Consider the following 25,098-nt stretch of genomic DNA (forward strand, 5'->3'; position numbering starts at 1 on the left):
GTGGGAGATTCAATTGCGCCGCCCTCACACCCAGGGCCGCGGGACTGTGACCGTGACCTCGGCGTCCCCCGAGTCAGTTCCCGGCACGGCGTTTGAGGTACCCGCGGGGCAAGGTTCTGGATTCGGCGCATGGCGGAGAGACCGGACCAGCCGGTCACGATCGGTCAGGCCGGCCCACCGGGTCGGCCTGACCGCGAAGGCGTCGCATACGAGGCCCTTGCCCGAGCCTGCGGGCTCTGCCTCGCCTTGGAACAGGCCTTCCTCGATCAGGCGCGCGCCGAGGTCTGGTTGCCGGGTGACATCGTGTGGGCCGTTTATGCGCCGGGGGCGCGGAAGGCGACCTCTCGACGGGTGGCCTCGTCGATCTGGTCGAGTGTGAGGAGTGGGGTGGCCCGAGTGTGGAGGGCGCCGCTGGCCTTGACGGCGAGGCTGATGGCGGCCATGGAGACCGGGTCGGGGAGGTCGATGATGAGCACGATGTCGTCCTGCCCGAAGGCGAAGTACATGGCCTCGACCGTCCCGCCGTGGTCGGCGACGACCTGGTCGACGGCGACCCGGCGGCCGCTCGCGCCCTCGGCGAGCAGCCCTCTCGTGCCCTCGGGCGTGTAGGTGGCCTGGATGAGGAACTTCGGCATGGGACGCTCCCTGGCCCTTGCTTGTCCGGTGTGCAAAGTGGCCTTCCCGCTGTCGCGTCGGCCGCCACTCACCCGGCGGCTGGATTCACTCGTTGGAACCTGAGACCGGGGTGGGCAGCCCGGCTTCGCCGCCGGCTTGCCAGATCCGGTTGGCGTAGTCGACGGCTTCGTAGCGCAGGGATTCGGCGGAGCCCACAGCAATGAAGGCGTGGGCCACACGACGCGCCGCCGCGGTGTCGCGCTCGGCGACGGCGGGAGCGTCTCCATTACTCCGCGGCCGTCTCTTCCGCATGTCACGCGATCCAGTGACGTGTCCCGGGCGCCGCCGGCTGGGCCAATGGAGAGCAACGCACGGGCGGACCGGCCGCCCGGCGGTGTGAGAGGAGGACAGCCATGACTGCCCTGAATGGACTGCGCAGGATCGTGCTGGTTGCCGTCACGAGCGTCGCGGCGCTGATCGGCACCGGATCGGCCTTCGCGGCGACCGGAGCCAGTGTGTCGGTCCCCGACCCCTCGGGGGCTCGGATCGCGCACAACAGCTACGTGAAGAGCGTGCTCGGCAGTACGGGCTCGCACGCGATGTACTACTACAACGTGGGCGGGTGATCCCATGGTGGCGGCTTCCGGACGGCTCGGCCCTGAGGCGTCCGGGTTCGGGAACAGGCTTGCGTTCGGGCGGGACGCCCTGGGCTTTCTGCTCCGGCAGCGGGAGTGCGGGGACCTGGTCCGGTTCGACGACGGTCTGTACATGGTCAACTCGCCGGTCCTGGTGGAGCACGTGCTGAAGAACACCAACGGCACCTACGGCATCACCAAGGACCTCTTGGGCGAGGAGACCGACGGAAGCCGCGCGTCGGAGGATCTGGCCCGGTGGATGCGGGCCCGTCGGCTCGCCGGGCGGGGACTGAACCGCGGTGGGCTACGGGCCGCCGGGGACGGGATGGCTGCCGTGGTGGCCCGGCACGCCGAGGGCTGGCGGGCCGCCGGCAGGATCGAGGCGACAGGGGCGCTGGAGGAACTCAGCGCCCGTCTGATCGCCGAGTTCTGTCTGGGGCCCGAGCCCGGCCGGGTGCCCGAACTCGTGGCCCGGCTCCAGGACGCGCGGCTGCCCGCCGCCGTCGCGTGGCCCGGCCGGGTGTCCGTCCTGCGCAGACGGCGGCTGCGGCACGCGGCACGGGAGCTGGCGGCGGAGGTGTCCCGCCTGGTCGCAGCACGTGGCACGGGAAGGGATGGGGCGAGCGCGCCGATCGCGGATCTGCTGATCGAGGCGTGCGCCGACGGCGCACTCACCTTCGACGGCGCGGTCAGTGTCATCGTGGCGAACCTGTTCGCCGCGCACGAGACCACCGCCGCCGCCCTCGCCTGGCTGTTTCTGCTGCTGGAGAGGCATCCGCAGCTGCGCGGTCGAGTGGTGGACGAAGTCGACCGGGAGCTGGGCGGGCGACTGCCCACGGCGGCCGATCCGCCGCGGCTGCGGGTCACCGAGGCGGTGGTGAAGGAGACGCTACGGCTGTATCCACCCTTGTGGTACCTGGAGCGGGTCCTCGAGGAGCCTGACGTCCTCGGTGGCGTTGCGCTGAGGCCGGGACAACGCGTCGCGGTCAGTCCCTTCGCGCTGCACCGGGATCCGGCGCTCTACGACGAGCCGGCGGCCTTCCACCCGGACCGCTGGATCGACCGCGCCGCGGCCCCGCGAGTGCCCGGATACACGTACATCCCGTTCGGCGGCGGGCCGCGCATGTGTCTCGGGGCGCATTTCGGGACGGTCGCGATGATCATCGCCACCGCGACCGTCCTCAGCCGCTACCGGGTCTCTCCTGCGTCCGAATGCACGCCCGTGTTCGACACACGCACCATCCTGCAACCGAAGGGGCTGGTCCTGGGCGTCGCCGACCGCGAACCCGCGATGACAGGCTGCTGACCTGGTCGTCAGCGAGACTCACTGCGTAAACCTCAGAACGATGCGTTCTCGTCCTTGCACAATTCTCGCGCACGCGGAAATCAGCACAGAGGATCGTGCTGCGTTGGTCACATGCCTCTCGAAGAGTTGTGCGCCCTGTTGGACCGGCATGCCCGGCCTGACTGGACCACCTGCATCGACGGCGTGTTCATCTCGAAGGTCGACCGGTCCGATCCGCCGGGCCCGGGATGACCGGCACGGTGCTGGCGGTCATCGCCCAGGGCGCCAATCGCCTTGCCCTGGGCGAGAGGGTCTACGAGTACGGCCCTGGCCAGTACCTGGTCGCATCCGTCGACCTGCCCGTCACGGGCCAGTTCACCCGGGCCGACCCCGAGCAGCCGGCGCTGGGGTTCGGGCTCACGCTGGAGCCGTCCGCCGTCGCCGAGCTGCTGTTGCAGGCCGGACCCGGAGATGCTCCCCGCACCGGTGGCCCCGCGTCATCGGGGATCTTTGTCAGCGACGCTCCGGCCGCCCTGCTCGACGCGGTGGTACGGCTGCTGCGCCTGCTCGACGAGCCCCGCGACCGGGCCGTACTGACCCCGCTGATCAAGCACGAGATCCTGTGGCGCCTGATCACCGGCGAGCAGGGCGCGACGGTTCGCCGGCTCGGCCTCGCCGACAGCAGCCTCAGCCATGTCTCCCGTGCCGTGCGCTGGATCCGTGAGCACTATGCCCAGCCCTTCCGGGTCGAGGACGTGGCCCGTATGTCCGGCATGAGCGCCTCCGCCTTCTACCGCAACTTACGACAGCGCGTCGCAATTCAGCCGGGAATGCCGCCGCCAGTTCGGCGCACCCCCCAGCCAGGACGCGGCCCGCCTGCGTCACGCCGCGCGCAGCCCCGCGGGTGTCCTTCCCTGAAGTCGGCCGGACCGCGAATCCCGCCCATGTGGATATGAGGTCTTCGTCCTCCTCACACGGGTACCCGGTGTCCGACTGCACGGTGCATGTCGGCAAGGAGGTACACATGAGCACGGTCAAGGAAACAGTGGACGTCGAAGTCCCCGTCCGCACGGCCTACAACCAATGGACCCAGTTCGAGCAATTCCCGTACTTCATGGAGGGCGTCGAGGAAGTCAGGCAGCTCGACGACCGGCACAACCACTGGACCACCAAGGTCGGCGGCGTACGGCGTGAGTTCGACACCGAGATCGTCGACCAGTTGCCGGACGACCGGATCACCTGGCGAGCCATCGGCGGAGACACCCGGCAGCGGGGATCGGTCCGGTTCCAACGCTTGGACGACACGCACACCCGGGTGGAACTCACGATGGAGATCGAGCCCACCGGTGTCGCCGAGAAGGGCGGAGACATGCTGGGTGTGATCGACCGCCGGGTCAGGGGAGACCTGCGTCGCTTCAAGGACTACATCGAGCACCGTGGCGGCGAGAGCGGTGCCTGGCGCGGACGCATCAGGCCCGAAGACCCCGGCTCGCCCCTGTGAGTCTCGAGCCGCACAGGTGCTCAGGCACTCATGGGCACAAGCGCCCCGGTCGGCCCGCACACCGGCGGACCTGTCCGGGGCGTTTCGTGCGAGGCGCTGACCTCTAACCCTTGCTGGACGTGCCGTTGAGCCTCTGCCGTACGACCGCCGCGACGGTCGCCAGGCTCGCCCCCGCGACGGCGGTCGCTGTGGCGACGGGGTGGCGGGCGAGTGCGGCCTGCCAGGACCGGGGGTGGGACGTGTCGTCGAAGATGCCGTGGGCCCCGTGGTCGGCGCAGGGGGGTTCGTCGGCCGGGGCATAGAGGTTGCCCGGGCCGGACGGGGCGGGCGCGTCGGTCTGCTGTGAGTCGAATCCGGTGCGGGCGAGGTAGCGGTCCAGCAGGGCGGGGGCGAGGCGGTTGGCCCAGATCGTGGCCAGGGTGGTGGCTCCGATGTAGTACTGCTTGCGCCGGGGGTGATCCGCGGCGTGCAGGACGCCCCGGGCTGCGACTTCGGGCTGGTAGATCGGCGGCACGGGTTGCGGGTGCCGGGGCAAGCGTGAGCGTACCCAGGAGAACTGGGGGGTGTTGACCGCGGGCATCTGGGCGATGGTGATGTGCACGTTGCTGCCCCGGTGGAGCAGTTCGACGCGCAGCGAGGAAGTGAAGCCGTTGATGGCGTGCTTGGCCGCGCAGTATGCGGACTGCAGCGGGATGGCCCGCTCGCCGAGGGCGGAGCCGACCTGGACGACGGTGCCCCGGTCGCGGGGCAGCATGCGCCTGAGGGCGGCCCGGGTGCCGTAGACGAAGCCGAGGTAGGCCACTCGGGTCACCCGCTCGTACTCGTCCGGTGTGATCTCGTCGAAGGGCGCGAACACGCTGGTGAACGCGCAGTTGATCCATACGTCGATGGGGCCGAAGGCCTCCTCCGCGGCGTCGGCGGCACTCTCCAGCTGCCGCCAGTCGGCGGTATCGGCCTCCTGGACAAGGGCGCGGCCGCCGAGGGATTCCACATCTCTGGCTGCCGCCTCGAGTCCTGCCCGGCCGCGGGCCACCAGGACGACCTTGGCTCCGCGTCGGCCGTAGAGCCTGGCCGTGGCCCGCCCGATCCCGGCACTCGCGCCGGTGATGACAACGGTCTCGCTCATGGTCACTTCCTTCTGAAGGGCCGCGCACGCTCGGCGTCCAGGTTCAGACCCAGGCCCGGCGCTCCGTCGGCGCCGGGGGCGAGGGCGCCGCCCTGCGGGTCGAGGACGCCGTCGAAGAGCAGGCGTTCGATGCGGACGTGGTCGTGGAACCACTCCAGGTGCCGCAGGTTGGGCACCGAGGCGGCGGCATGGGCGTGGGCGTGTGGGGCGCAGTGGCCGGAGATCTCCAGGCCGTGGGCTTGTGCGAGGGCGGCGATGCGCAGCCAGACCGTGATGCCCCCGCAGCGTGTGACATCGGCCTGGAGGCAGTCGACGGCGCGGGCGGCGAGCATGTGCTGGAAGTACGGCAGGGTGTAGCCGTACTCACCGGCGGCGACGTCCGCCGTGATCCGGTCCCGTATCGCGGCGAGCAGGTCCAGGTGGTCGGAGGATACGGGTTCCTCGAACCAGGTCGCGCCCTCAGCCGAAAGTGCGTTGGCCATGCGGACGGCTTGCTTGACGCTGTACGCGCCGTTGGCATCCGCGTACAGTTCGGCCCCGTCGCCGATGCTCGTGCGGGCTTGAGCCAGGCGCTGCCGGTCCCGGGCCTCCTCCTGTCCCCAGGACTCGCCGATCTTGATCTTGACCCGGGGGATGTTCTCGTCTTCGACCCAGCCTCGCAACTGCCGTTCCTGCTGCTGGTCGTCGTACGTGGTGAAGCCGCCGCTGCCGTAAATGGGCACCATGTCGCGTGCCTGGCCCAGGAGTTGGACGAGGGGAAGGCGGAGCAGACGGGCCTTGGCGTCCCACAGGGCGATGTCGACGGCGGAGACCGCCTGTGCGGCGATACCGGGCAGGCCGGCGTTGCGTACGGCGCGTTGCATCGCCTCGTTGGCCCGCGCTGTGTCGAAGGCCGCGGTGCCGGTGATCTCGTCGGCGAGCAGCTCGTCGATGATGCCGGCCGTCGCCGCGGGGGCGTAGGTGTAGCCGATGCCGTTGATCTCGCCGCAGTGGACGGTGGCCAGGACGATGGTGGTGCTGTTCCAGGCGAGGGTGCCGTCCGCTTCGGGGGCGTCGGTGGGAACGGCGTAGACGGCCGTGTCCACCCGTTCCACCACGGGCTGGTCGGTCATCGCTGGCCCGCGCGGTGGCGGTGCGGCAGGAACTCCTGGACTTTGGCCTTGAATCCCTGACGGACCATGGCTGCGCGATCGCTGTCGCCCTTGAGGACAGCGGCTGCCGCGGCCTCTATCTGATCGAGGGTGGCATGGGGCGGGATCGGCGGGACGGCCGGGTCGGTGACGAAGTCTAGGACGCAGGGCCGGTCGGCGGCGAGCGCGGCCTTCCAGGCGCCGGCGACGTCGTCCGGCTTCTCCACACGCATGCCGTTGAGGCCCAGGGAGCGGGCGAAGTCCGCGTAGGCGACGTCGGGGATCGACTGCGAGGGCAGGAACTGCGGGGCGCCCTCCATGGCACGCATCTCCCAGGTGACCTGGTTGAGGTCGTGGTTGTTGAAGACGGCGACGACAAGGCGCGGGTCCTGCCACTGCGGCCAGTACTTGGCGACGGTGATCAGCTCGGCCATCCCGTTCATCTGCATCGCACCGTCGCCCACGAGAGCGATCACGGGCCGGCCGCCGTGGGCGAACTTGGCGCCGATGGCGTAGGGGACACCCGGTCCCATGGTGGCGAGCGTGCCGGAGAGCGAGCCACGCATGGCGCCACGCAGTTTGAGATGGCGGGCGTACCAGTTGGCGGCAGAGCCGGAGTCGGAGGTCAGGATCACATTCTCCGGCAGCAGGTCGTTGAGGGTGTGAGCGACGTATTCCGGGTTGATCGGGTCGGCGTCGACGGCGGCGCGCCGCTCCATGACCTCCCACCACCGCGTCACGTTGTCCTCGACCTTCTTGCGCCAGGCGGGGTCCTCCAGTTGATCCAGCAGTGGCAGCAGCATGCGCAGGGTCCGGGCGGCGTCGCCGACGAGGTTGACCTCGAAGGGGTAGCGCAGACCGACCATGTGCGGGTCGATGTCGATCTGGACGGCCCGTGCCTTGCCGAAGTCGGGCAGGAACTGTGTGTAGGGGAAGGAGGAGCCGACGACGAGCAGGGTGTCGCAGTCGCGCATCATCTCGTACGACGGCCGGGTGCCCAACAGGCCTATCGCGCCGGTGACATAGGGCAGGTCGTCGTCGAGGGCGTCCTTGCCCAGCAGCGCCTTGGCCACCCCGGCACCGAGGCGGTCGGCGACCTCCATCACCTCGGCCCTGGCGCCTCGCGCGCCCTGACCGATCAGCATCGCGATCTGTCCGCCGGAGTTGAGCACATCGGCGGCCCGCTCGAGGTCCTCGTCGGCGGGCAGCGGGGCGTAGTGCGGCATGCCGAGGCTGGACGGCACCATCTTGAAGGCGTGCTCGGGCGGTGAGTAGTCGAGTTCCTGCACATCGGCCGGGATGATCACGGCCGTCACCGATCGCTGCGCCATCGCGGTACGCAGGGCCCGGTCCAACACGTTGGGCAGTTGCTGGGGGACGGTGACCATCTCGCAGAAGTCGGAGGCGACGTCCTTGTACAGGCTGAGGAGGTCGACTTCCTGCTGGTAGGAGCCGCCCATGGCACTGCGGTTGGTCTGGCCGACGATCGCGACGACGGGCACGTGGTCGAGTTTGGCGTCGTAGAGGCCGTTGAGGAGATGGATCGCGCCGGGGCCGGAGGTGGCGGCGCAGACACCGACCTTGCCGGAGAACTTGGCGTACCCGACGGCTTCGAAGGCGGACATCTCCTCGTGGCGGGACTGGATGAACCGGGGGTGGTTCTCCGCCCGGCCCCAGGCGGCGAGCAGCCCGTTGATGCCGTCTCCGGGGTAGGCGAAGACGTGCTCCACGTCCCATTCGCGCAGACGCTGGAGGACGTAGTCGGAGACCTTCGTCGACATGTTCGGATCCTTTCGGGAAGTTGGCTGGGCGTCTGGCGGATCACCAGCGGCGCAGCTGCCGTACGGCGCTCAGGCCGGCCGCGGCGGTCAGGACGGCGGCCGCCGAGGTGGCCGCCCACCGAGCGGTGGGGGAGGGGGCAGCGGGCCGCTGGGCCAGCCGCTCGGGCTCTTCGCTCGGCAGCGTGCCGTCGAGCGCGAGGGCCAGGACTTCGGCGAGATGCAGTGCTCGCCGCCCGGTGCCGCCCTGTTCGATCTGGGTACGGCAGCTGAAGCCGTCGGCCAGCAGCAGGCTGTCGGGCGCCGCCGCCCGGACGGCGGGCAGCACGCCGAGCTCGCCGACGGCCAGGGAGATCTCGTGGTGGCCGCGTTCGAAGCCGAAGTTGCCGGCCAGCCCGCAGCAGCCCTCGTCGAGAACCTCGGCGTCCAGATGGGCGCGGCGCATGAGTTCACGGTCGGCGTCGAACTTCATGATCGCGTGCTGGTGACAGTGTGTCTGGACCACTGCCTGCCGGGCCAGCGGAGGCGGCTGCCACCCGGCGGGAGCGTGCTGGACGAGCTGCTCGGCGAAGGTGCGCACCTGCCCGGCCAGCCGTCGTACGTCCTGATCGGCGGGCAGCAGCTCGGGCGCGTCGGAGCGGAAGACGGCGGTGCAGGAGGGTTCCAGACCGATGATGGGCGTGCCCGCCTCCAAGTAGGGGCGCAGCACGCCGAGCGTGTGGTGCAGGACCCGCTTGGCCACGGTCAGCTGGCCCGTGGAGATCCACGTCAGACCGCAGCACACGGGCGCCTCGGGTACGGCGACCCGGAAGCCGGCGTCCTCCAGGATCCGTACCGCCGAGATCGCCACAGACGGGTGGAAGAAGCTGCTGAAGGTGTCGGGCCACAGCACGACGGTGGCCGGATCCGCCGGGTCCGGCTGCCCGACCCCTCGAGCGCGCCACCACTGGACGAAGGATTCGCCGGCGAACAGCGGGGCTGAGCGCGCCCCGTCCACGCCCGCGAGCCGTTTGCCCACTCGGGCGAGCCCGGGGGCGTGCAGCACACTGTTGAACAGACCTGGCGCGACCTGGGCCATCCGTGCCCACACCGGCAGCCAGCCCATCGAGTAGTGCGCAGCCGGACGCGGCCGCCCCGCGTAGTGATGGGCGAGGAACTCCGCCTTGTAGGTGGCCATGTCCACGCCCGTCGGGCAGTCCGACTTGCAGCCCTTGCAGGCCAGACAGAGGTCGAGCGCGTCGCGGACCTCGGTCGAGCGCCAGCCGTCGCCGACCGCCGAATCGGGATGACCGTCGAGCATCTCGAACAGCAGCCGGGCACGGCCACGCGTGGAGTGTTCTTCCTCCTTCGTGGCCCGGTACGACGGGCACATCACCCCGCCCTGGTGGGTGCGGCAGTTGCCGATACCGACGCAGCGAAGTACCGCGCGGGTGAAGGAGTGCTCGTCCTCCGGGTAGCCGAAGTGGGTGTCGGAGGTGGTCGGTCGCCAGGCGGGGCCGAGCCGGAGCTGTCCGTCGACCGGATTCGGGTCGACGACCTTGCCGGGGTTCATCCGGTTGCCCGGGTCGAACAGTGCCTTCAGCCCGCCGAAAGCGGTCACCAGCCGCTCGCCGAACATCCGGGTCAGCAGTTCGCCCCGGGCCTGACCATCCCCGTGCTCACCGGACAACGAGCCGCCGTGAGCGGCCACAAGGTCCGCGGCCCGTTCCAGGAAGCGGCGGAAATCGGCCACGCCCTGGGCGGTCTTCAGCCCGAACGGGATGCGCGTATGGACACACCCCTGCCCGAAGTGCCCGTAGAGCGACGGATGGTCGTAGTCGAACTCCTCGAACAGCCCTTTCAGATCACGCAGATAGTCACCCAGCCGGTCGGGAGATACGGCCGAGTCCTCCCAGCCCTCCCAGGTCTCCCGGTCGTCCGGCGGCCGCGCGGTGACACCCAGCCCGGCCTCGCGGGCCCGGAGCATCTCCTGCTCGCGTGCGGGGTTGTCGGAGAAGGCGACCGAGGAGTCCCTCTCCTTGCGGCCCAGGGCGTCGAGCAGTGCGTGTGCCTGCTCGTCGACGTCCTCCTGGCTGTCGCCGCTGAACTGCACGAGCAGCCAGCTGTCCGCCTCGGGAAGGGCGTCGAGGGAGTCGAGGTATGCCCGCTCCTCGCGCATGAGCTGGGCCATCCGCCCGTCCAGCGCCTCCAGTTGGGTGGGAGCACAGTGCTGCAGCAGGCGTGGTACGTCGTCGGCGGCCCGGCAGATGTCGTCGTAACCGAGGACCAGCAGCGACTCGAAGGGCGGCACCGGTACGAGGTCGAGTTCCGCGCGCAGGACGGTCACCAGGGTGCCCTCGCTGCCGACCAGGGCCTTGGCGACGTCGAAGCCGTTCTCCGGAAGCAGCGAGTCGAGGTTGTAGCCGGAGACACGGCGCGGAATCTTCGGGAAGCCCCGCCGGATGTCCGCCAGGTACTCGGTGACGAGGCGTTCCAGGCCGTCGTAGATCTCGGCCCGTCGGCCGCCCTCGGCGTCGATCCGTGCCCGCTCGGCTCGGGAGGTGGGGCCCACCCACATGCGCAGGCCGTCGTAGGTGAGGACTTCGAGACGGCGTACGTTGTCCACGGTCTTGCCGTACGCCTGCGCGGAGCCGCCGCAGGAGTTGTTGCCGATCATGCCGCCCAGCGTGCAGTGGCTGTGGGTCGACGGCTTCGGCCCGAACTGCAGAGCGTGGTCGGACAGCCGCCGGTTGAGTACGTCCAGGACGATGCCCGGCTCCACCACACAGGTACGTGCCTCGGGGTCGACGTCGAGCAGGGCGTGGCAGTACTTGCTCCAGTCGATCACCACGGCGGCGTTCGTCGTCTGACCGGCGAGGCTCGTGCCGCCGCCCCGCGACACCAGGGGCGCGCCGAAGCGGGCGCACACCTCCACCACGTGCGCACCGGCCTCGACGGTGCGCGGGATCACGACGCCGATCGGTACCTGCCGGTAATTGGATCCGTCCGTGGAATAGGCGCCCCTACTCCCGGGATCGAAGCGGACCTCGGCATCGGTCCCGGCACGCAGGGTCGCGGCCAACCCGGCCACATCCACAGCGGATGTGTGCCGTGCACGCGAGGAAGTCATCGACGAAACCAGCCCATCTCTCCGGCCGGGACCGCCCGCCGGCGCCGAGGGTCCGGTACCCGACCGGCGTCCGATGGCCCAGGGCGTGGGTCGCCGACACGCATGGTCATGATCGGCCTCCGGTTGTTCTCCGTGGCGGATGTCTGCGGTTGCACGGGCCTCCGGGTACCCCTACTGCGCGGAAGCAATGGCGCAAGGCCTCGATCTCTCCGGGCCGCGTCGTGGCCGCTCGGCTCGCGGTCGGTCTCGCACGCCCCGGCCACCGCTGGTACGGCTCTCAGGCGAAATGCCGGATGCGTGCGGCCGTTGCGGGCGAGTACGGCAGCCAGTCGCGCGCTGATCCGGTCGTGGCGAACGTGGCGACCGCGCTCGCACGCAACAGCCTGCTGCTGCGCGATCTTCCCGCCACCCCCGCGGTCCAGTCGTGGACCTCGCACGCCCTCCTGCGAGTCTTCCCGGCCGCCTTCGACTGGAGCGGCGGCCTGCTGTCAGCGGCAGAGCTGACCAGTCTGCGGCAGGAGACATCCGCGGCCCCCACCCGCTCCGGCCTCCAGCCCCTCGACGACCAGCTGATCGCCGCGCTGATCGAGGACGGACGAGCTTCCCACACCGACCTCGCGCACCGCGCCGACACCACTGCCCTCACCGCCCGCCGCCGTCCGGAGGCACTGGTGGGCGGCCAGGTCATCAGGCTCGCGACCGAAGTCGATCTGACCCGGCTGGGCATCCGCGCCGAGGCACTCCTGTGGATCACCGTCGCGCCCCGCGGGCTGGAGGAGACGGGCCGGCAGCTCAGCCGCCACCCCCAAGGCCGCTTCACCGCGGCCTACACCGGCCCGGCCAACCTCCTCGTGGCCGTCGCGGCAGCCGACCTCGATGCGCTCCACCAGTTCATGAGCGACACCATCGGCGTCCTCGAACACATCTCCGCCGTCGAGGTCGCCCCCATCCTGACCGGGGTCAAGCGCACCGTCTGGTGCGACCGGGCAGCCTCTGAGCCCAGCGCAGTCCGGTGGCCGATCAGCGGCACGGCTCACACACTGTCCATGTGTGCGGAGGTGAGTGCGATGGCGCGGGCCGTGTGGAGTGGAGTGCTGACGTTCGGGCTGGTGACAGTGCCGGTGCAGCTTTTCACGGCGACGGAAACCCATACGATCCACTTTCACCAGCTGCAACGTGGCACTTTGGACCGCGTGCGCAACAAGCGAGTGAACGAGCGCACCGGCGAAGAAGTGCCGTTCGACGAGATCGTCAAGGGATTCGATACGGGAGAGGGCGAATACGTCATCGTCGACCCGGAGGAACTGGACGAAATTGCCCCGGGGCGATCACGAGCCATCGACATCAGCGGTTTCGTCGACCTGGACTCCATCGACCCGGTGTTCTTCGACCGCACCTACTACCTGGGACCCAAAGGCGAGGAGTACGGCAAGGTCTACGCACTGTTGCGCGAAGCGTTGGCGAGCGCACGCAAGGCCGGAGTCGCAACCTTCGTCATGCGCAGCCATGAGTATCTCGTCGCGCTGAAGGCCGAAGCAGGGGTCCTCACGATGCATACCCTGCACTGGGCCGACGAGGTCCGCGACCCCAGCAAGGAGATCAGCACCCTCCCTGGCAAGACCAAGGCCACCGACAAGGAACTGAGCATGGCCGGGCAGCTGATCGACACGCTCAGCATCGACTGGACGCCCGAGGAATGGCACGACACCTTTCAGGAGAAGGTCGCCCAGTTGCTGAAGGCGAAGCAGGCCGGCGAACCGGTCGAAAAGGCGGCACCGCCGCCCAAGTCGACCAATGTCATCGACCTGATGGAAGCCCTGCAGGCGAGCGTCGACCGTGCGCGAAGCCCCAAGGCTCACGAGAAGAAGGCAGGCACCGGCACGCGGCGCACCTCTCGCCGCAAGAAGACCGCGGCCTCGGCACACGGTCAAAGGTCCACCGCCGGCAGGCGGGCCCCCACGACCGCGGAGCTTCGCGATCTCACCAAAGCGGAGCTGTATCAGCGAGCCGCCGATGCTGATGTTCCCGGCCGATCCTCGATGAACCGTGATGAACTCATCCATGCGCTCGCTCCTGGTGGCGGACGGAAAGCGCGCGCTTCCTGAGGCGGGGAGCGTGCGCGTCCGGCCGGTGAGGGTACCCGTCTTTCATGCCCGAGCTTCCGGATGTCGAAGGATTCCGACGGGTCCTGATGACCTGCGGTCGTCGGCGATGCGTCACGGACATCGAGGTGCGGGACGCCGGGGTTCTGCGGGGTGTCACCGAGGAGCGACTTCGGAGCCAGTTGGAAGGAAAGCGCCTTGGGAGGGCGTGGCGGCACGGCAAGTGGTTGTTCGTTCCCACGGCCGATGGACTCACACTGGTCTGCCATTTCGGGATGACGGGAGCACTGCGGTGCTGCGCTCTGGACGAACCGATTGAAGCGCACGATCGCATTGTGCTGACCCTCGACAATGTCCGGACGTTGCGCTATCGCGATCAACGCAAGCTGCAGGGCATACAGTTGGCCGATCAGAACGTCGTCGACCGAATTCTGGGCGGTCTGGGCCCGGACGCCTTGACCGTGAAGAGGGCGGAGTTCAAGGAACTGCTGTCAGGGCGGCGGGGCGCTGTCAAGAGTGCGCTGATGGATCAGTCCGTGATCGCGGGCCTCGGGAATCTCCTGTGCGACGAGATTCTCTGGCGGGCTCGTGTTCACCCCAGGGTTCCGGCGCGAGACCTGGGCGAAACGGAGCTTCGGCACATTCACGCGGCGATGGGACGCGTACTCGATACAGCTGTGCTTGCCGGGTGCGTGCCGCCGCGACGCTCCTGGCTCACCGGTCGGAGGGACGACAAGGAGGGCGTGTGCCCTCGCTGCGGCCAAACCCTGTGCTCAAGCCGCGTTGCCGGACGCCGAACGGTCTGGTGCCCAAAGTGCCAGGCCTGAACGACGGCGTGCCCGGGCATGGGTGAAGTCATGCTCTACGGAATCTCATTCCGGACCGGTCAAGCCCCGTGTTTGAGCTGCCCCAGGACGGCCTGCCCCGCTGTACGGTGCTCGGCGGCCCCAGCCGGATCCGTCTCGTCCAGCACGATCGCGATGCCTTCGTGAGCCAGCGCCTCCGCGTACCGGTTTCCCAGCTTGGGGGCCAGCTCCAGCGCCTGCCGGTGCAGTCGAAGGGCCTCTTCGGGCAGGCCCGCCAGTCGGCAGGTCTCGCCGTAGCCGTTGAGGAAATGGATCTTCCAGTGCTCCTCGAACAGCTCGTCCAGCAGTGCGAACGCCTCGCGGTGGCTGGCCAGTGCCTCCTCGTACCGGCCCATCTGCCGTAGCGCGACCCCCAGGCAGTTGAGGCACCAGGCCTGGTTGTGCAGGTGCCCGTCGTCGCGGGACAGCGCCAGCGCCCGGTGCAGATGCTCCGCTGCCTCGTCGGGACGCTCGTGGGCGATGGCCACGCCGAGAGTGATCAGGGCAGTGAGAGCGGGCGGCCAGGCGGGGTCGGTGTGGGGGATGCCCAGCACCTCCCGGCCCCGCTGCGCCGCCTCCTCACGGTGTCCCAGCTGCAGCATCGCCCAGGCCTCCGAGGCGGCAGCGTGGGCGGCCTCCGTCGGGCAACCCGCCTTTTCGTACAGCCTGGCCGCCAGCCGGAAGAGTTCGAGCGGCTCCTCGACGTCCCCCGCGTCCCAGCTCAGATAGCCGCGGCGCATGGCCAGCTCGGCCTCCGCCCGCGCGTCCCCCGTCTGGGACACCCGGAGCCCGGCCGCCTCGTACGCGGCCGCGGCCTCCGCCATCCGGCCCGCGTTGTACCGTGCGAAGCCCAGATCGCTGTGTGCCTCGGCCAGTTGCTGTGGATCGCCCAGGCGCTCGGCGGCGGCGAGTGACCGCTCGAAGAGGACGTTGAGATGCGTCGTGCCACAGCGCCGCGCGAAGTAGGCCCGCAGGAAGCGCGGAAGCTCGCACACGTGCACGTCGGCCCCGACGGCCGCTGCCGTCTCGAACGCGGCCATCAGGTTGCCGTACTCCGTGGCGAGCCAGGCGAAGGCCGCGTTCTTGTCCATGAAGCACGGCAGTTCGGCGGGGGGCCGGCCCGCGGAGACCACGCGACCTGGCGACAGGAACGGCATCGCGGCATCGGCGGCCGCCGCCGCGTGCACGTAGTAGTCGAGCACTCGGCCCAATGCCCGCTCCCGCTCGGCCGCTGCGTCCTGCTCTGCCGCGGACCGGCGCGCGTGCTGGTGCACCAGGTCGTGGAGCGTGTACCGGCTCGGCGTCGGCTGCTGGACGAGGTGCGCGTCGAGCAGATCCTCGAGCGTCGCCCGGGCGCTGCGCAGTGGTACGTCCGCCAGCGCTGCCGCCACGTACTCGTCGAAGGACTCGCCGGGGAGCAGGCCCAGCATCCGGAAGAGGTGAGCCTGTGACCGGTTCAGCTGCCGGACCGACATGGCGAGCGCGGTGTCGAACTCGCTCGCGCCCTCGGCCATCCGCTCGACGAGGATGCCCACGGTCCAGCCCGGCCGGTGCCGCAGCCGTGCCGCGGCCAGCCGCAGGGCCAGCGGCAGATGGCCGCAGAGCCGCAGGACCTCGGCGGCGGACTCCGGATCGCGGGCCAGCCTGCCCTCTGGGCCGCCCGGATCGCCGCTGGCACGGGCCAGCAGCTCCGCGCTCTCCTGCGGGCTCAGCACGTCGAGCGAGACAGGGGGCACTTCGTCAAGACCGAGGAGCCGGTTTCGGCTGGTGATCAGGGCGACGGAGTCGCCGGCGCCGGGCAGCAGCGGGCGGACCTGGTCGGCGTCCGCGGCGTTGTCGAGGACCACGACGACCCGTCGGCGGGCCAGTTCCGAGCGCCAGCACGCAGCCAGTTGCTCGACCCCCTCCTGCGGGACCCTCTCTGACGGGACGTCGAGTGCGCCGAGCAGCATCCGCAGGGCGGAGTCGGGGTCGAGCGGCGGTCGGCCCTCGGTGAACCCGTGCAGATCCACATAGAGCTGGGCGTCCGGGAAGTCGGCGGCAAGCCGGTGCGCGGCATGCACCGCCAGACAGCTCTTGCCGACGCCCGCCATGCCGTCGACGGAGACCGCCCGGTGACTTTCGATCGCGGCGAACACGGCGGCGAGCCGCTCCTCGCGTCCGGTGAAGTCGGGCACGTCGCGCGGCAGATCGTTGCGGGGCCGCGGCCGGACCTGGCGGCTGCTCTTCGGGGGCGCAGGCAAGGGGTTCGAGGTCCGTTCCCACAGCGGACGCAGCGGGCGGGGGTCGCGTTCGACGAGGCGGCAGAGAGCGACCACCGTCGGCCAGGGCGGCACGGTCTGCCCGTTGAGATAGCGCGACAGGGACGAGGAGCTGAGCCCGGTGTCCCGCGCCAGAGCCCGCACGCCGAGCCCGGACAGTTCCTGGAGCAGACGCAGCCGGGCCGCCAGCTCGTCCTGCGGGTCGGACTTCGCCGTCCGTTCCTGAGCGTCCACCGTTCCCCCGCCTTCCCGTCCCGTTGCGGCAGAAGTCTCCCCAGTCAACTCGCCGCTGGTCAAGGCCGTTTCAGCTGTCCCACGGTGTCCCACCGCAGTGGTCGTGGCACACGGGCTCGGCTGTCATGGAGTCACGCCCCGGAGGACGGGGCACCGACCGGAAGAGGAGCAGACCGACATGCGGTCCCGTATGCAGAACCCCGCCGTCGTACTGTCCGGTGCGATGCAGCCCATCCAGGAGATCCTCAAGGCCGTGCGCTCCGGTGGAGTGGACGAGCAGACACTGGAGCTGGTCCACCTGCGCGTCAGCCAGATCAACGGCTGCAGCGCCTGCGTCGACGGCGGCGCCAAGACGGCCCGCAAGGCCGGAGTGAGCGACGAGCGGCTGGCCACGGCCGCCGCCTGGCGGGAGGCTCCCTACTTCACCGAGGAGGAGCGGGCGGCCCTGGCGCTGGCCGAGGCCGCGACGCGGCTGGCCGACCGTCCCGACCCGGTGAGCGACGAGGTGTGGGACACGGCCGCCACCTACTTCGACGAGAAGCAGCTCGCCGCGATCGTCCTGATGATCGGTGTCACCAATCTGTTCAACCGGCTCAACGCCACGACCCGCCAGATCGCCGGCGCGTGGGGATGACCTCGGCAACACCCCGTGACACCGGCTTGGGAGACGCCGTCGCCGTGACGCCTCTCCAGCATGAAGACGTACCCGTCAACCCGCTCAACGTGAGGAACCACGCCGTGAAGGACGTACAGAAGACCGCCAGGAGCACCACCGTCACGAACACCACCGCCAAGGACACCGCAGTCGCGACCGACAGGCCGTCCGAGGGATTCACGGACGAGGAGCGGGCCGCGATGAAGGAGCGGGCCAAGGAGCTGAAGGTGTCCGCGCGCCGCGGTTCGCGTGCCGACAAGGGGGCCGAGGACGAGTCCGCGGTGCTCGCGAAGATTGCCGAGATGCAGGACTCGGACCGGGTCATGGCCGAACGGATCCACGCCGTCATCAAGGCGAGCGCGCCGGAACTCGCGCCGAAGCTCTGGTACGGGATGCCCGCCTATGCCAAGGACGGCAAGGTCGTCTGCTTCTTCCAGAGCGCGCAGAAGTTCAACGCGCGGTACGCGACGTTCGGCTTCAGCGACAAGGCGAACCTCGACCAAGGCGCCATGTGGCCGGCCTCCTACGCCCTGAAGGAACTGACCGCCGCGGACGAGGCGAGGATCGGCGAGCTGGTGAAGAAGGCGGTGAACTGAAGCCCGAGGACACGGAGGACCCGAGGGACTCAAGGAACTCGAAGGAAAGCCGCGCGTATTTCTACTAGTAGCTTTTGCCCGGTGCAGTAGCTTTCCAACGCCGCTGGAATCACCGCTGCCTCGCAGCAGAGCAACCGGAGAGTCGCACATGCCCCGAGAGGCGCCGTACCTTGCAGTGGCCGACGCGCTGCGTGCACGGATTCTCGCGGGGGAGTGGGAGATCGGGGACCGACTGCCGTCCCGGGCGCAGCTCGCCGCGGAGTACGCGGCGACGCCGTGGACGGGAGTGGGGCACGCCGCTGCGTGCCCCACTCCGACAGCCGTGTTTCAGCTGTGCTGTGCGAAGCCGTAGTCGAGGATCTTCTTCGCGTCCTTGAAGCGCTCGTCCGGCGACGTGTCGGCGAGTACGGTTCCCACCACCGTCTTGTTGCCGCGGGTCGCCGCGAACACCAGGCAGAACTTCGCCTCCGGACCCGAACCTGTCTTCACGCCGATCGCACCCCGGTAGGAACCGAGCAGCTTGTTCGAGTTCACCCAGGGGTCCATCGTGTGCGTTCCGCCGCCGGGCCGGAACGACTGCATGTCGTCGTAATTCGGGGTGCCGACGACCTTCTTGAACGTCTTGTTCTTCAGCGCGACCGTGGCCAGCTTGGCCAGGTCACGGGGGGACGCGTGGTTGTTGCCGTTGGACACCCCGTCGAAGGAGTCGAAGTGGGTGTTCGTCAGCCCCAGTTCATGCGCCTTGCTGTTCATCTTCGCGATGAAGGACTTGGTCCGCTGCGCCGTCGTCGAACCCGACCCGTACGTGTCCGCGAGCGCGTACGCCGCATCGCACCCGGACGGCAGCAGGAGCCCGTACAGCAGGTCCCGTACCTTCATCGAGTCCCCGAGGATCAGCCTTGCGCTGGAGTACCGCAGGTCGCCGGTGCGCGGATCGATGACGTAGTCCGTGTACTCCTTCTTGATCTTCACCTTGCGGTCGAGGTCCACGTTCCGCTGCGACAGCACCACGAGCGCCGTCATGATCTTTGTTGTGGAGCCGGTCCGAAGCTGCGTGTCGGCGCCCTTCCCGAACAGCGTCCTGCCGGTGGCCGCGTTCATCGCGTACGCACCCTGCGCCGACACCGAGGGTGCCGCCGGTGCCGACGGAGCCGCCTGGGCGGGAGCAGCCGCGAGAACACCCATGGACAGGACGACGGCGGCTGCCGCGGCCGCAGTGATTCGTCTCCGCGCGGGCATGCCTGTGCCGATGGTCATGATCAATCCCCGTTCTGTCAGTGGTCAGTTGACGATCGCCAACTCCATCAGGTCTCGGCGGGAAGGGCCATGGTGAAGATCACAGCAACCTCATGGGGCGGGTCGAGGGCGCCCAACTTCGGCGTGTGGATGGAGGATTGACGAGCCGTTCGTGCGGCTGCTTCACTGATGCCGCTGTGGCTGAGCCACTCACCCACTGATCCGCCGATGATCGTAATTTGTCATGTTCAAGACAGTGCAGCCAACGAGAGGAGATCACGATGCGCAGAGCAAACAAGAGACGCAATGCAGTGATCGGCGTGATGCTGTCCGCCGTCGTCATCGGAACCGCCCAGCCCGCGGTCGCGTCCGCAGCGGCAGAGCACAGGCCCCGACCTGCAGCCGCCCCGCAGTCCTCGGTCCAGGGCGTCGAGGACGCGATCGCACGTTCGCTCGCGTCCTCGCTCTCGCACTCCCAATGGCGCGCTCAGGTGCGTGCGGCCGCCCTGAGCACGGACGAGGTGGATCTGCAGGCGCTGACCGACCAGGCCGGCAACGCCGCTGGAAGTCAGCTGCAATCGTCGGTCTCCAGCGCGAATCGGCATGTCGCCGGCTTCAAGGGGCTGCCCGCGTCGATCGGTTCGCTGCTCCGCATACGCCTGGGTGCGCCCTCCATGCGCGCACGGCTGAGCGCTGATGTCACCCCCTGGGTCGCCGTCGCCAGTTCCGACGACCACGCCAGAACGATCACGGCCTACGACAGCCTGGGCCGTCGTCATTCCGTGGACACGACGCGCGTACCCGAAGTCCCCCTGTACGTCGTGGACATCGACGCCGCCAAGGCGCACAGGGCCGGGCTGCGAGTGCTCTCGAAGGCACTCGTCGACAACGGCCTCAGCACGCCGCAGGCCAAGCGCGCGAACGCGGCCGGAGCCGCGGGCTGGTGGGCCACCAAGGTCACCGCGATCGAGGTGAACGACGATCAGGAGCCCTGGTTCAAGGGCGCGGCCGAGATGTTCTCGCTCGTGACCGGCTTCGGGCAGGACGGCAAGGCGCGCGTCGACTCGGTCGACATGCCGTACCTGGACTACGACGGCAAGGTGTACTACCCGAACCAGATCCTGGTGAACTGGTCGAACTACAAGTACAACCTGGCGGACGTCGTCATGATGGAGGACGACGACGGCACCAACTACAAGTCGCTCGCCCAGGCCCTCACCACGGCCCTCCTCACCATCACCGACCAGGGCACCTACATCCCGCTGGTGAACGCCGTACTGGCGGCCATGCCCGACTCCTGGTTCACCGACGACCCCGACTACGTGGAGTCCTGGTACACCCTGTCCAAGAACTCCTCCGGTCGTCTCAACGGGGCTGCCGACAACGGCTGGATGACGGTCGAGCCCTATTTCGTCGAACAGTTCTGAGCCGCCGCCGGTCGCCGCCGACACCGCCCGGGCCGCGACCGGCTCGCCTGACCTTCACTGCGAGCACCGCGAGCACCGCGAGCAAAGGGCTCCGCCGTCGATTCCCGCTCCAGGCATGATTCCCACCGTGCATGAGGACAGGGACCGTCACGGACGGGCGCGATACACGCTGACGGATACGGAGAACGGACACATCTGGGGCGTGTGCTCCGAAGCGGAGGGACTGTTCGGGTCCCCCCGGCGGGGGACGTACGAGCTGTTCGGCTGGACTCCGGAAGCGGCCGAGGTGCGTGGCTGGGTCGGCAGCCGGGTGTGGCTGGTGCCGGAGGACGACACCCTCGAACCCTGGCTCCTCGAAGACGCGGAGAGCCTCGGGCGCCACCCCGGGACGGACGGCCTCGTCCTCACCGGCCTGGACGACTACGAGGGCCCACCCGAGGGCCACCGGGGTGTGGTCCGAGTGCACGACGAGCACCGGTGGCTCGGCTCCTGCCGGGAGTTCGCCCGCGTCCTGCCGCCCGAGCAGGAAACGACCCCACTCGTGCTGCGGGGGCTCGCACCGGGTGAACAGCTGCGGCAGGCACTGTTGAAGGGCACCCGGCGGGCGCTGGACCTGGAGGAGGCCGCCCTGGAGATACGGGACGACCGGGGTGAGCCGCTCAGCGAAGCGCTCCTGTGGACCAAAGTCATCGCCTGGCGTCCCTCTGCCCACGGGACGGAACTGATCGACCTGGAGCTGGACGGAAGACTCTTCACGCCCGTCCCGGAACATGTGCGGCCCCTTTGGGAGCGGTGGTTCGCCGGGCCGCCGGACACCCCCGGCGCCTGGGCCGGCCTCGACACCCGGCAGCGTGGGGCCCGGCTCGACCTCGTCCGGGTCAGGCCCGGCCGGCCCGCGCACCACGACCGGCCGTCCGGCCACGCCTATGCGCTCGACGGCCGGCACATCACCGATGTCCCCGGCCTCTACCTGGCACTCGGTGAGGCGGTGAACGGGCCGGGAGGCTACTTCGGCGGCTGTCCGGCCGCTGTCGACGACTGCCTGCGCGGCAACTTCGGCTACACCGCCCCCGCAACCCTGCTGTGGCGCGACGCCGCGACCGCGCGCGAACACCTTTCCCGGATCCTGACGCCGGACGGCCGGCCGTACGACCTGTTCACCGAGACCCTCGATGCCCTGACCCGAGGGGGCATGCACGTCACCCTGGCGTGACGCGCGGCGCCTGGGCACGGGCCCCTGGGTCCTGTGCGACGCGCAGTTGCTGCGCGGTGAAGCTGAGCAGGTGGTGCACTCGATGAGCAGGTAGTTCCGTTCAAGTCCGGTGGCGCGTGCCGACTCGGTTCGGCCGGGTGGCGGGGGAGTGCCAGCCGGTTGGCGGGTCGGTTCCGGACACCCGCCGGATGTTGCACCGGGCGGCTTCCACCGACGCTGGAGCACATGAGTGGTCGGTCCTGGGACACGCCCTGAGCGTCCTGGACCAACCGTGCCGGGCCAAGGAGGAGGTCCGTCCTATGACGATCCGCCTGACGTTTCTGTGTGCGCCCGGCGGTGACGCCACCCTGGATGCACTCCTCGGTGACGCTCCCCTGAACGAGCGCGGCCTGCGTGAGGCAGGCGCCGCCGGAGCAGCGCTGCCTCCCCACGGTCTGGCCCTGCGAGGGCCCTCGCTGCGCTGCTTGCAGACCGCCGACGCCCTCGGCCTGACCGCGGCGTCCGAGCCGGCACTGCGCGACTTCGACCTCGGCAAGTGGGGCGGCCGTACCGTCGATGACGTCGCCGCAACGGACCCCCACGGCTTGACCGCCTGGTTCACGGACCCGGATGCCGCACCACACGACGGTGAGTCCGTACGACAGCTCTGCCGCCGTACGGCGGACTGGCTGAGCGGCGTGGCGCCGGGCACGGGCCGTGCTGTGGCCGTCACCGAAGCAGCCGTGGTCCGGGCCGCCCTCATTCATGCTCTGGCCGTACCGGCGCGAGCTTTCTGGTATCTCGCTGTGCCGCCTCTGTCCGCGATCTCCCTCACGCGGCGAGGTGGCTGCTGGGACGTGCGCCTCGACAGCCTCACCGCTCGAGTGGGCCGGCGATGGGTGCTCTCACAATCGGGGACCCCGCTACGCCCCGTCGGCGATCAGCTCTCGCCGGGCCACCTGGTCGGTGGGACACGATCAGGATCCGTTCGGGAAACGCTCTTCGTCAGCTGTGGGTAGGCCCTGATCAGCGCGCAGGGGGCTGCAGCATCCGAACTCCCGCCGAGGCTGTCGGCGAACACGAGAAGCGCCAGTACGCTGACCCCGCGCTGTCGGCGGACGGGAGAAGCCTCGCCGGGCGGGCGCTGACAGCGGGCGAGGGAGGCGCGCATGGGCGGGGCGACACCCCCGGGGACGGTCCTGGTCGTGGACGACGACGCGGCCATTTTGAGATCGCTGGAGCGCGGCCTGCGGCTGAGCGGCTTCGCCGTCCGCACCGCGCCCGACGGGCTCGGTGCGCTCGCTGCCGTAGCGGATGGTCCCCCCGACGTGCTGGTCCTCGATGTGTCGATGCCCGGCATGAGCGGCATCGAGGTGTGCGCGCGGCTGCGCGCCGACGGCCGGGATCTGCCGGTGCTCATGCTCTCCGCGCTCGACGAGACGGCCGACCGGATAGCCGGGCTGCAGGCCGGGGGCGACGACTACCTGGTCAAGCCGTTCGCCCTGCAGGAACTGGTGCTGCGGTTGCGTGCGCTGCTGCGCCGACGGCCGCCCGCCGTCCCGGAACAGGCGTTGCGGGTGGCGGACCTGCTGATCGACCCCGCCGCCCGCACCGTACGGCGGGGCGGACGGCCGCTGGACCTCACACGGCGCGAATTCGAGTTGCTGGAGGTACTGGCCCGCAACACGGGGCTCGTCCTCACCCGTGACCAGCTGCTGGAGCGGGTGTGGGGCTACGACTTCGACGTGCGCAGCGATGCCGTCGACACCTTCGTCAGCTATCTGCGGCGCAAGCTGGAGGCCGACGGCGCACCGCGGCTCATCCAGACCGTGCGCGGGGTCGGCTTCGTGCTGCGGGAGGAGCCGTGAGGCTGTCGGCCCGGATCGGACTTGCGGTCGGCTGCACGGTGCCGCTGCTGGTGCTGGCCTCCGGGTGGCTGCTGCTCCAGCTGGTCGCCCGCGATCTGCACCGGGCCGAGGACGATCACCTAAGGGAGCGGGCGGCGGCCGTCGTGCCGGATGCCAAGGCGCTGCTGCGGGCCGGGGCGGCCGACCGGCCCAAGGCGGCCGACACACGTGAACGTGCCCTCTACACCGCGGCGCTCGACGTGGGCCTGCGGGTGGTGGGACCGGACGGCACCTTCAGCGGCGGGCCCCAGCCCGGGCCCGATGTGCGACTGCCCGCGCGCACCGGCGCACCGGTCACCGTGCACGCCGACGGCGACAGCTGGCGGGTGCTGGGCCGCCGGGTACGCACGCCGCTCGCCTCCGGAACGCTGTGGGTGTTCGCGCCGGACACCGCCGACCGGGGCCAGCAGCGGCTGGTCCGGCGCCGGGTACTGGTCACCACCCTGCTCGCGGCCCCCCTGTCGGGCCTGCTGGCCTGGGGCGTGTCCGCGAGTGCTGCCGCGCCGCTGCGCAGGCTGACCCGCAGCACCGCGGGACTGGACCCGCGTACCGACCGTGCCCGCCCGCCACTGGAGCGGTCCGGAGTCACCGAGGTCGACGAGCTGGCCGCCACCGTGCGCACGGTGCTGGCCCGCTACGACGAGCAGGCCGCCCGCACCGGCGAGGCGCTCGACACGGCCCGCTCCTTCTCCTCGGCCGCCGCCCACGAACTGCGCACTCCGCTGATGAGCATGGGCACCAACCTCGACATCCTTGCCGACCACCCCCAGCTGCCCGTAGCGGACCGCACGGAAGTCGTCGCCGATCTACGCCGTGAACACGGCCGGCTGCTGGGCCTGCTGGGGATGTTGCGCGACCTCGGGCGCGGGGACCTGGTGGAGGCGGAGGCGTTCCGCACCGCCGATCTGACGGAGATCGCGGAGGCGGCCGTCGCCGACGCCAGGCGCCGTGCGCCCGGCGCGCAGATCGTGCTGGACACACCGGCGGGCATCACCGTGCGTGGCTGGGAACCCGGACTGCGGCTGCTGCTGGACAATCTGCTGGCCAACGCGGTGGCACACGGAGCCGACGCGCGAGGGCCGGTGAGTGTGACGGTCGGAATGCGGCGTGCGGGGGAGTGGATCGTGCTCACGGTGGACGACGGCGGTCCCGGGGTGCCGGAGCCGGACCGTGAGCTGATCTTCGAACGGTTCCGGCGCGGCCGGGCCAGCTCCGGCTCCGGGCTCGGCCTCACGCTGGTGGCCCAGCAGACCGCGCTGCACCGGGGCACCGTGACCGTCAGCGGCGCTCCGGGCGGCACAGGGGCACGCTTCGAGGTGCGGCTGCCGGCCGCGGCGGGTGAACTGCCCGACCGCCGTGACTGGTTGATCGGGACGGCCGGGACATACCGGTCACAGAGTTTCCCCAAAGAGGGCTCCTAGCCTGCCGCGGGACGGGCGGCCGAGGGGTCCGTCCGGGAACGGA

At 70.0% G+C, this 25,098-nt stretch carries 20 protein-coding genes and 2 pseudogenes; 14 read left to right on the forward strand and 8 right to left on the reverse strand.

Features of this window, described 5'->3' with window-relative positions; all coding sequences use genetic code 11:
- Positions 1-314 precede the first annotated feature (314 nt).
- Both Q8A52_RS14855 and Q8A52_RS49045 read right to left on the reverse strand, forming a co-directional pair.
- Positions 315-635, reverse strand: coding sequence for a GYD domain-containing protein (locus Q8A52_RS14855; RefSeq protein WP_316752041.1), 321 nt, complete (start codon positions 633-635; stop codon positions 315-317).
- An 85-nt stretch (positions 636-720) separates the two neighbouring features.
- Positions 721-927: a hypothetical protein gene (locus tag Q8A52_RS49045; RefSeq protein WP_408649200.1), complete on the reverse strand. Its 207-nt coding sequence runs from the start codon at positions 925-927 to the stop codon at positions 721-723.
- A gap of 101 nt (positions 928-1,028) precedes the next feature.
- Between Q8A52_RS49045 and Q8A52_RS14865 the strand changes: the two genes are divergently transcribed.
- The 4 genes and pseudogenes from Q8A52_RS14865 (at position 1,029) to Q8A52_RS14880 (ending at position 4,036) form a co-directional block, all read left to right on the forward strand.
- The gene (locus tag Q8A52_RS14865; protein WP_316752043.1) at positions 1,029-1,241 is read left to right on the forward strand and encodes a hypothetical protein; all 213 of its coding nucleotides are present in this window, start codon (positions 1,029-1,031) and stop codon (positions 1,239-1,241) included.
- Positions 1,242-1,245: 4 nt separating this feature from the next.
- On the forward strand, positions 1,246-2,556 hold the full coding sequence (locus tag Q8A52_RS14870; RefSeq protein ID WP_316752045.1) for a cytochrome P450: 1,311 nt from the start codon (positions 1,246-1,248) through the stop codon (positions 2,554-2,556).
- Positions 2,557-2,667: 111 nt separating this feature from the next.
- A pseudogene (locus Q8A52_RS14875) lies at positions 2,668-3,453 on the forward strand (AraC family transcriptional regulator N-terminal domain-containing protein).
- 106 nt (positions 3,454-3,559) lie between these two features.
- Positions 3,560-4,036 carry an SRPBCC family protein gene (locus Q8A52_RS14880; protein ID WP_316752047.1) on the forward strand — a complete coding sequence of 159 codons (477 nt, stop codon included), beginning with the start codon at positions 3,560-3,562 and terminating at the stop codon, positions 4,034-4,036.
- 103 nt (positions 4,037-4,139) lie between these two features.
- Here the strand turns inward: Q8A52_RS14880 and Q8A52_RS14885 are convergent, their stop codons facing one another.
- From Q8A52_RS14885 to Q8A52_RS14900, 4 genes are read right to left on the reverse strand one after another with little or no spacing between them, the layout of a single operon-like run.
- Positions 4,140-5,162, reverse strand: coding sequence for an SDR family oxidoreductase (locus Q8A52_RS14885; protein ID WP_316752049.1), 1,023 nt, complete (start codon positions 5,160-5,162; stop codon positions 4,140-4,142).
- A gap of 2 nt (positions 5,163-5,164) precedes the next feature.
- Positions 5,165-6,274: an enolase C-terminal domain-like protein gene (locus tag Q8A52_RS14890; RefSeq protein ID WP_316752052.1), complete on the reverse strand. Its 1,110-nt coding sequence runs from the start codon at positions 6,272-6,274 to the stop codon at positions 5,165-5,167.
- Complete coding sequence (locus tag Q8A52_RS14895) at positions 6,271-8,073, reverse strand: thiamine pyrophosphate-requiring protein (protein WP_316752055.1); 1,803 nt, start codon at positions 8,071-8,073, stop codon at positions 6,271-6,273. The genes Q8A52_RS14890 and Q8A52_RS14895 overlap by 4 nt, the downstream gene beginning before the upstream one ends.
- 40 nt (positions 8,074-8,113) lie before the next feature.
- Positions 8,114-11,179 carry an FAD-binding and (Fe-S)-binding domain-containing protein gene (locus Q8A52_RS14900; RefSeq protein WP_316752057.1) on the reverse strand — a complete coding sequence of 1,022 codons (3,066 nt, stop codon included), beginning with the start codon at positions 11,177-11,179 and terminating at the stop codon, positions 8,114-8,116.
- A 221-nt stretch (positions 11,180-11,400) separates the two neighbouring features.
- Here Q8A52_RS14900 and ku point away from each other — a divergent pair, with 221 nt between their 5' ends.
- Positions 11,401-13,284, forward strand: coding sequence for a non-homologous end joining protein Ku (gene ku, locus Q8A52_RS14905; protein ID WP_316752059.1), 1,884 nt, complete (start codon positions 11,401-11,403; stop codon positions 13,282-13,284).
- Positions 13,285-13,328: 44 nt separating this feature from the next.
- Complete coding sequence (locus tag Q8A52_RS14910) at positions 13,329-14,108, forward strand: Fpg/Nei family DNA glycosylase (protein ID WP_316752061.1); 780 nt, start codon at positions 13,329-13,331, stop codon at positions 14,106-14,108.
- 59 nt (positions 14,109-14,167) lie between these two features.
- On the opposite strand, the gene Q8A52_RS14915 is transcribed toward Q8A52_RS14910, so the two are convergent.
- Positions 14,168-16,621, reverse strand: a complete 2,454-nt coding sequence (locus tag Q8A52_RS14915) for a tetratricopeptide repeat protein (protein ID WP_316752062.1) — start codon at positions 16,619-16,621, stop codon at positions 14,168-14,170.
- Between the two features lie 178 nt (positions 16,622-16,799).
- Between Q8A52_RS14915 and Q8A52_RS14920 the strand changes: the two genes are divergently transcribed.
- The 3 genes and pseudogenes from Q8A52_RS14920 to Q8A52_RS14930 all read left to right on the forward strand — a co-directional run.
- The gene (locus tag Q8A52_RS14920) at positions 16,800-17,255 is read left to right on the forward strand and encodes a carboxymuconolactone decarboxylase family protein (RefSeq protein WP_316752063.1); all 456 of its coding nucleotides are present in this window, start codon (positions 16,800-16,802) and stop codon (positions 17,253-17,255) included.
- 221 nt (positions 17,256-17,476) lie between these two features.
- Positions 17,477-17,872: an iron chaperone gene (locus Q8A52_RS14925; protein WP_316752538.1), complete on the forward strand. Its 396-nt coding sequence runs from the start codon at positions 17,477-17,479 to the stop codon at positions 17,870-17,872.
- Positions 17,873-18,020: 148 nt separating this feature from the next.
- Positions 18,021-18,137, forward strand: a pseudogene (locus Q8A52_RS14930) (GntR family transcriptional regulator); the annotation flags it as partial.
- 62 nt (positions 18,138-18,199) lie between these two features.
- Here the strand turns inward: Q8A52_RS14930 and Q8A52_RS14935 are convergent.
- The gene (locus tag Q8A52_RS14935; protein ID WP_316752064.1) at positions 18,200-19,129 is read right to left on the reverse strand and encodes a D-alanyl-D-alanine carboxypeptidase family protein; all 930 of its coding nucleotides are present in this window, start codon (positions 19,127-19,129) and stop codon (positions 18,200-18,202) included.
- A gap of 260 nt (positions 19,130-19,389) precedes the next feature.
- Here Q8A52_RS14935 and Q8A52_RS14940 point away from each other — a divergent pair, with 260 nt between their 5' ends.
- From Q8A52_RS14940 to Q8A52_RS14960, 5 genes are all read left to right on the forward strand, one after another.
- On the forward strand, positions 19,390-20,535 hold the full coding sequence (locus tag Q8A52_RS14940; protein WP_316752067.1) for a DUF3103 family protein: 1,146 nt from the start codon (positions 19,390-19,392) through the stop codon (positions 20,533-20,535).
- A gap of 115 nt (positions 20,536-20,650) precedes the next feature.
- Positions 20,651-21,748 carry a barstar family protein gene (locus tag Q8A52_RS14945; protein ID WP_316752069.1) on the forward strand — a complete coding sequence of 366 codons (1,098 nt, stop codon included), beginning with the start codon at positions 20,651-20,653 and terminating at the stop codon, positions 21,746-21,748.
- A 299-nt stretch (positions 21,749-22,047) separates the two neighbouring features.
- Positions 22,048-22,746: a histidine phosphatase family protein gene (locus Q8A52_RS14950; RefSeq protein ID WP_316752071.1), complete on the forward strand. Its 699-nt coding sequence runs from the start codon at positions 22,048-22,050 to the stop codon at positions 22,744-22,746.
- Positions 22,747-22,896: 150 nt separating this feature from the next.
- Positions 22,897-23,595 carry a response regulator transcription factor gene (locus Q8A52_RS14955; protein ID WP_316752073.1) on the forward strand — a complete coding sequence of 233 codons (699 nt, stop codon included), beginning with the start codon at positions 22,897-22,899 and terminating at the stop codon, positions 23,593-23,595.
- Entirely contained in the window at positions 23,592-25,055 is a 1,464-nt protein-coding gene (locus Q8A52_RS14960) for a HAMP domain-containing sensor histidine kinase (protein ID WP_316752075.1), read from the forward strand. The genes Q8A52_RS14955 and Q8A52_RS14960 overlap by 4 nt, the downstream gene beginning before the upstream one ends.
- The last annotated feature ends 43 nt before the right edge of the window (positions 25,056-25,098 follow it).

Origin of the sequence: Streptomyces herbicida (genome assembly GCF_032656585.1) — a bacterium.
Taxonomy (GTDB): domain Bacteria; phylum Actinomycetota; class Actinomycetes; order Streptomycetales; family Streptomycetaceae; genus Streptomyces; species Streptomyces herbicida.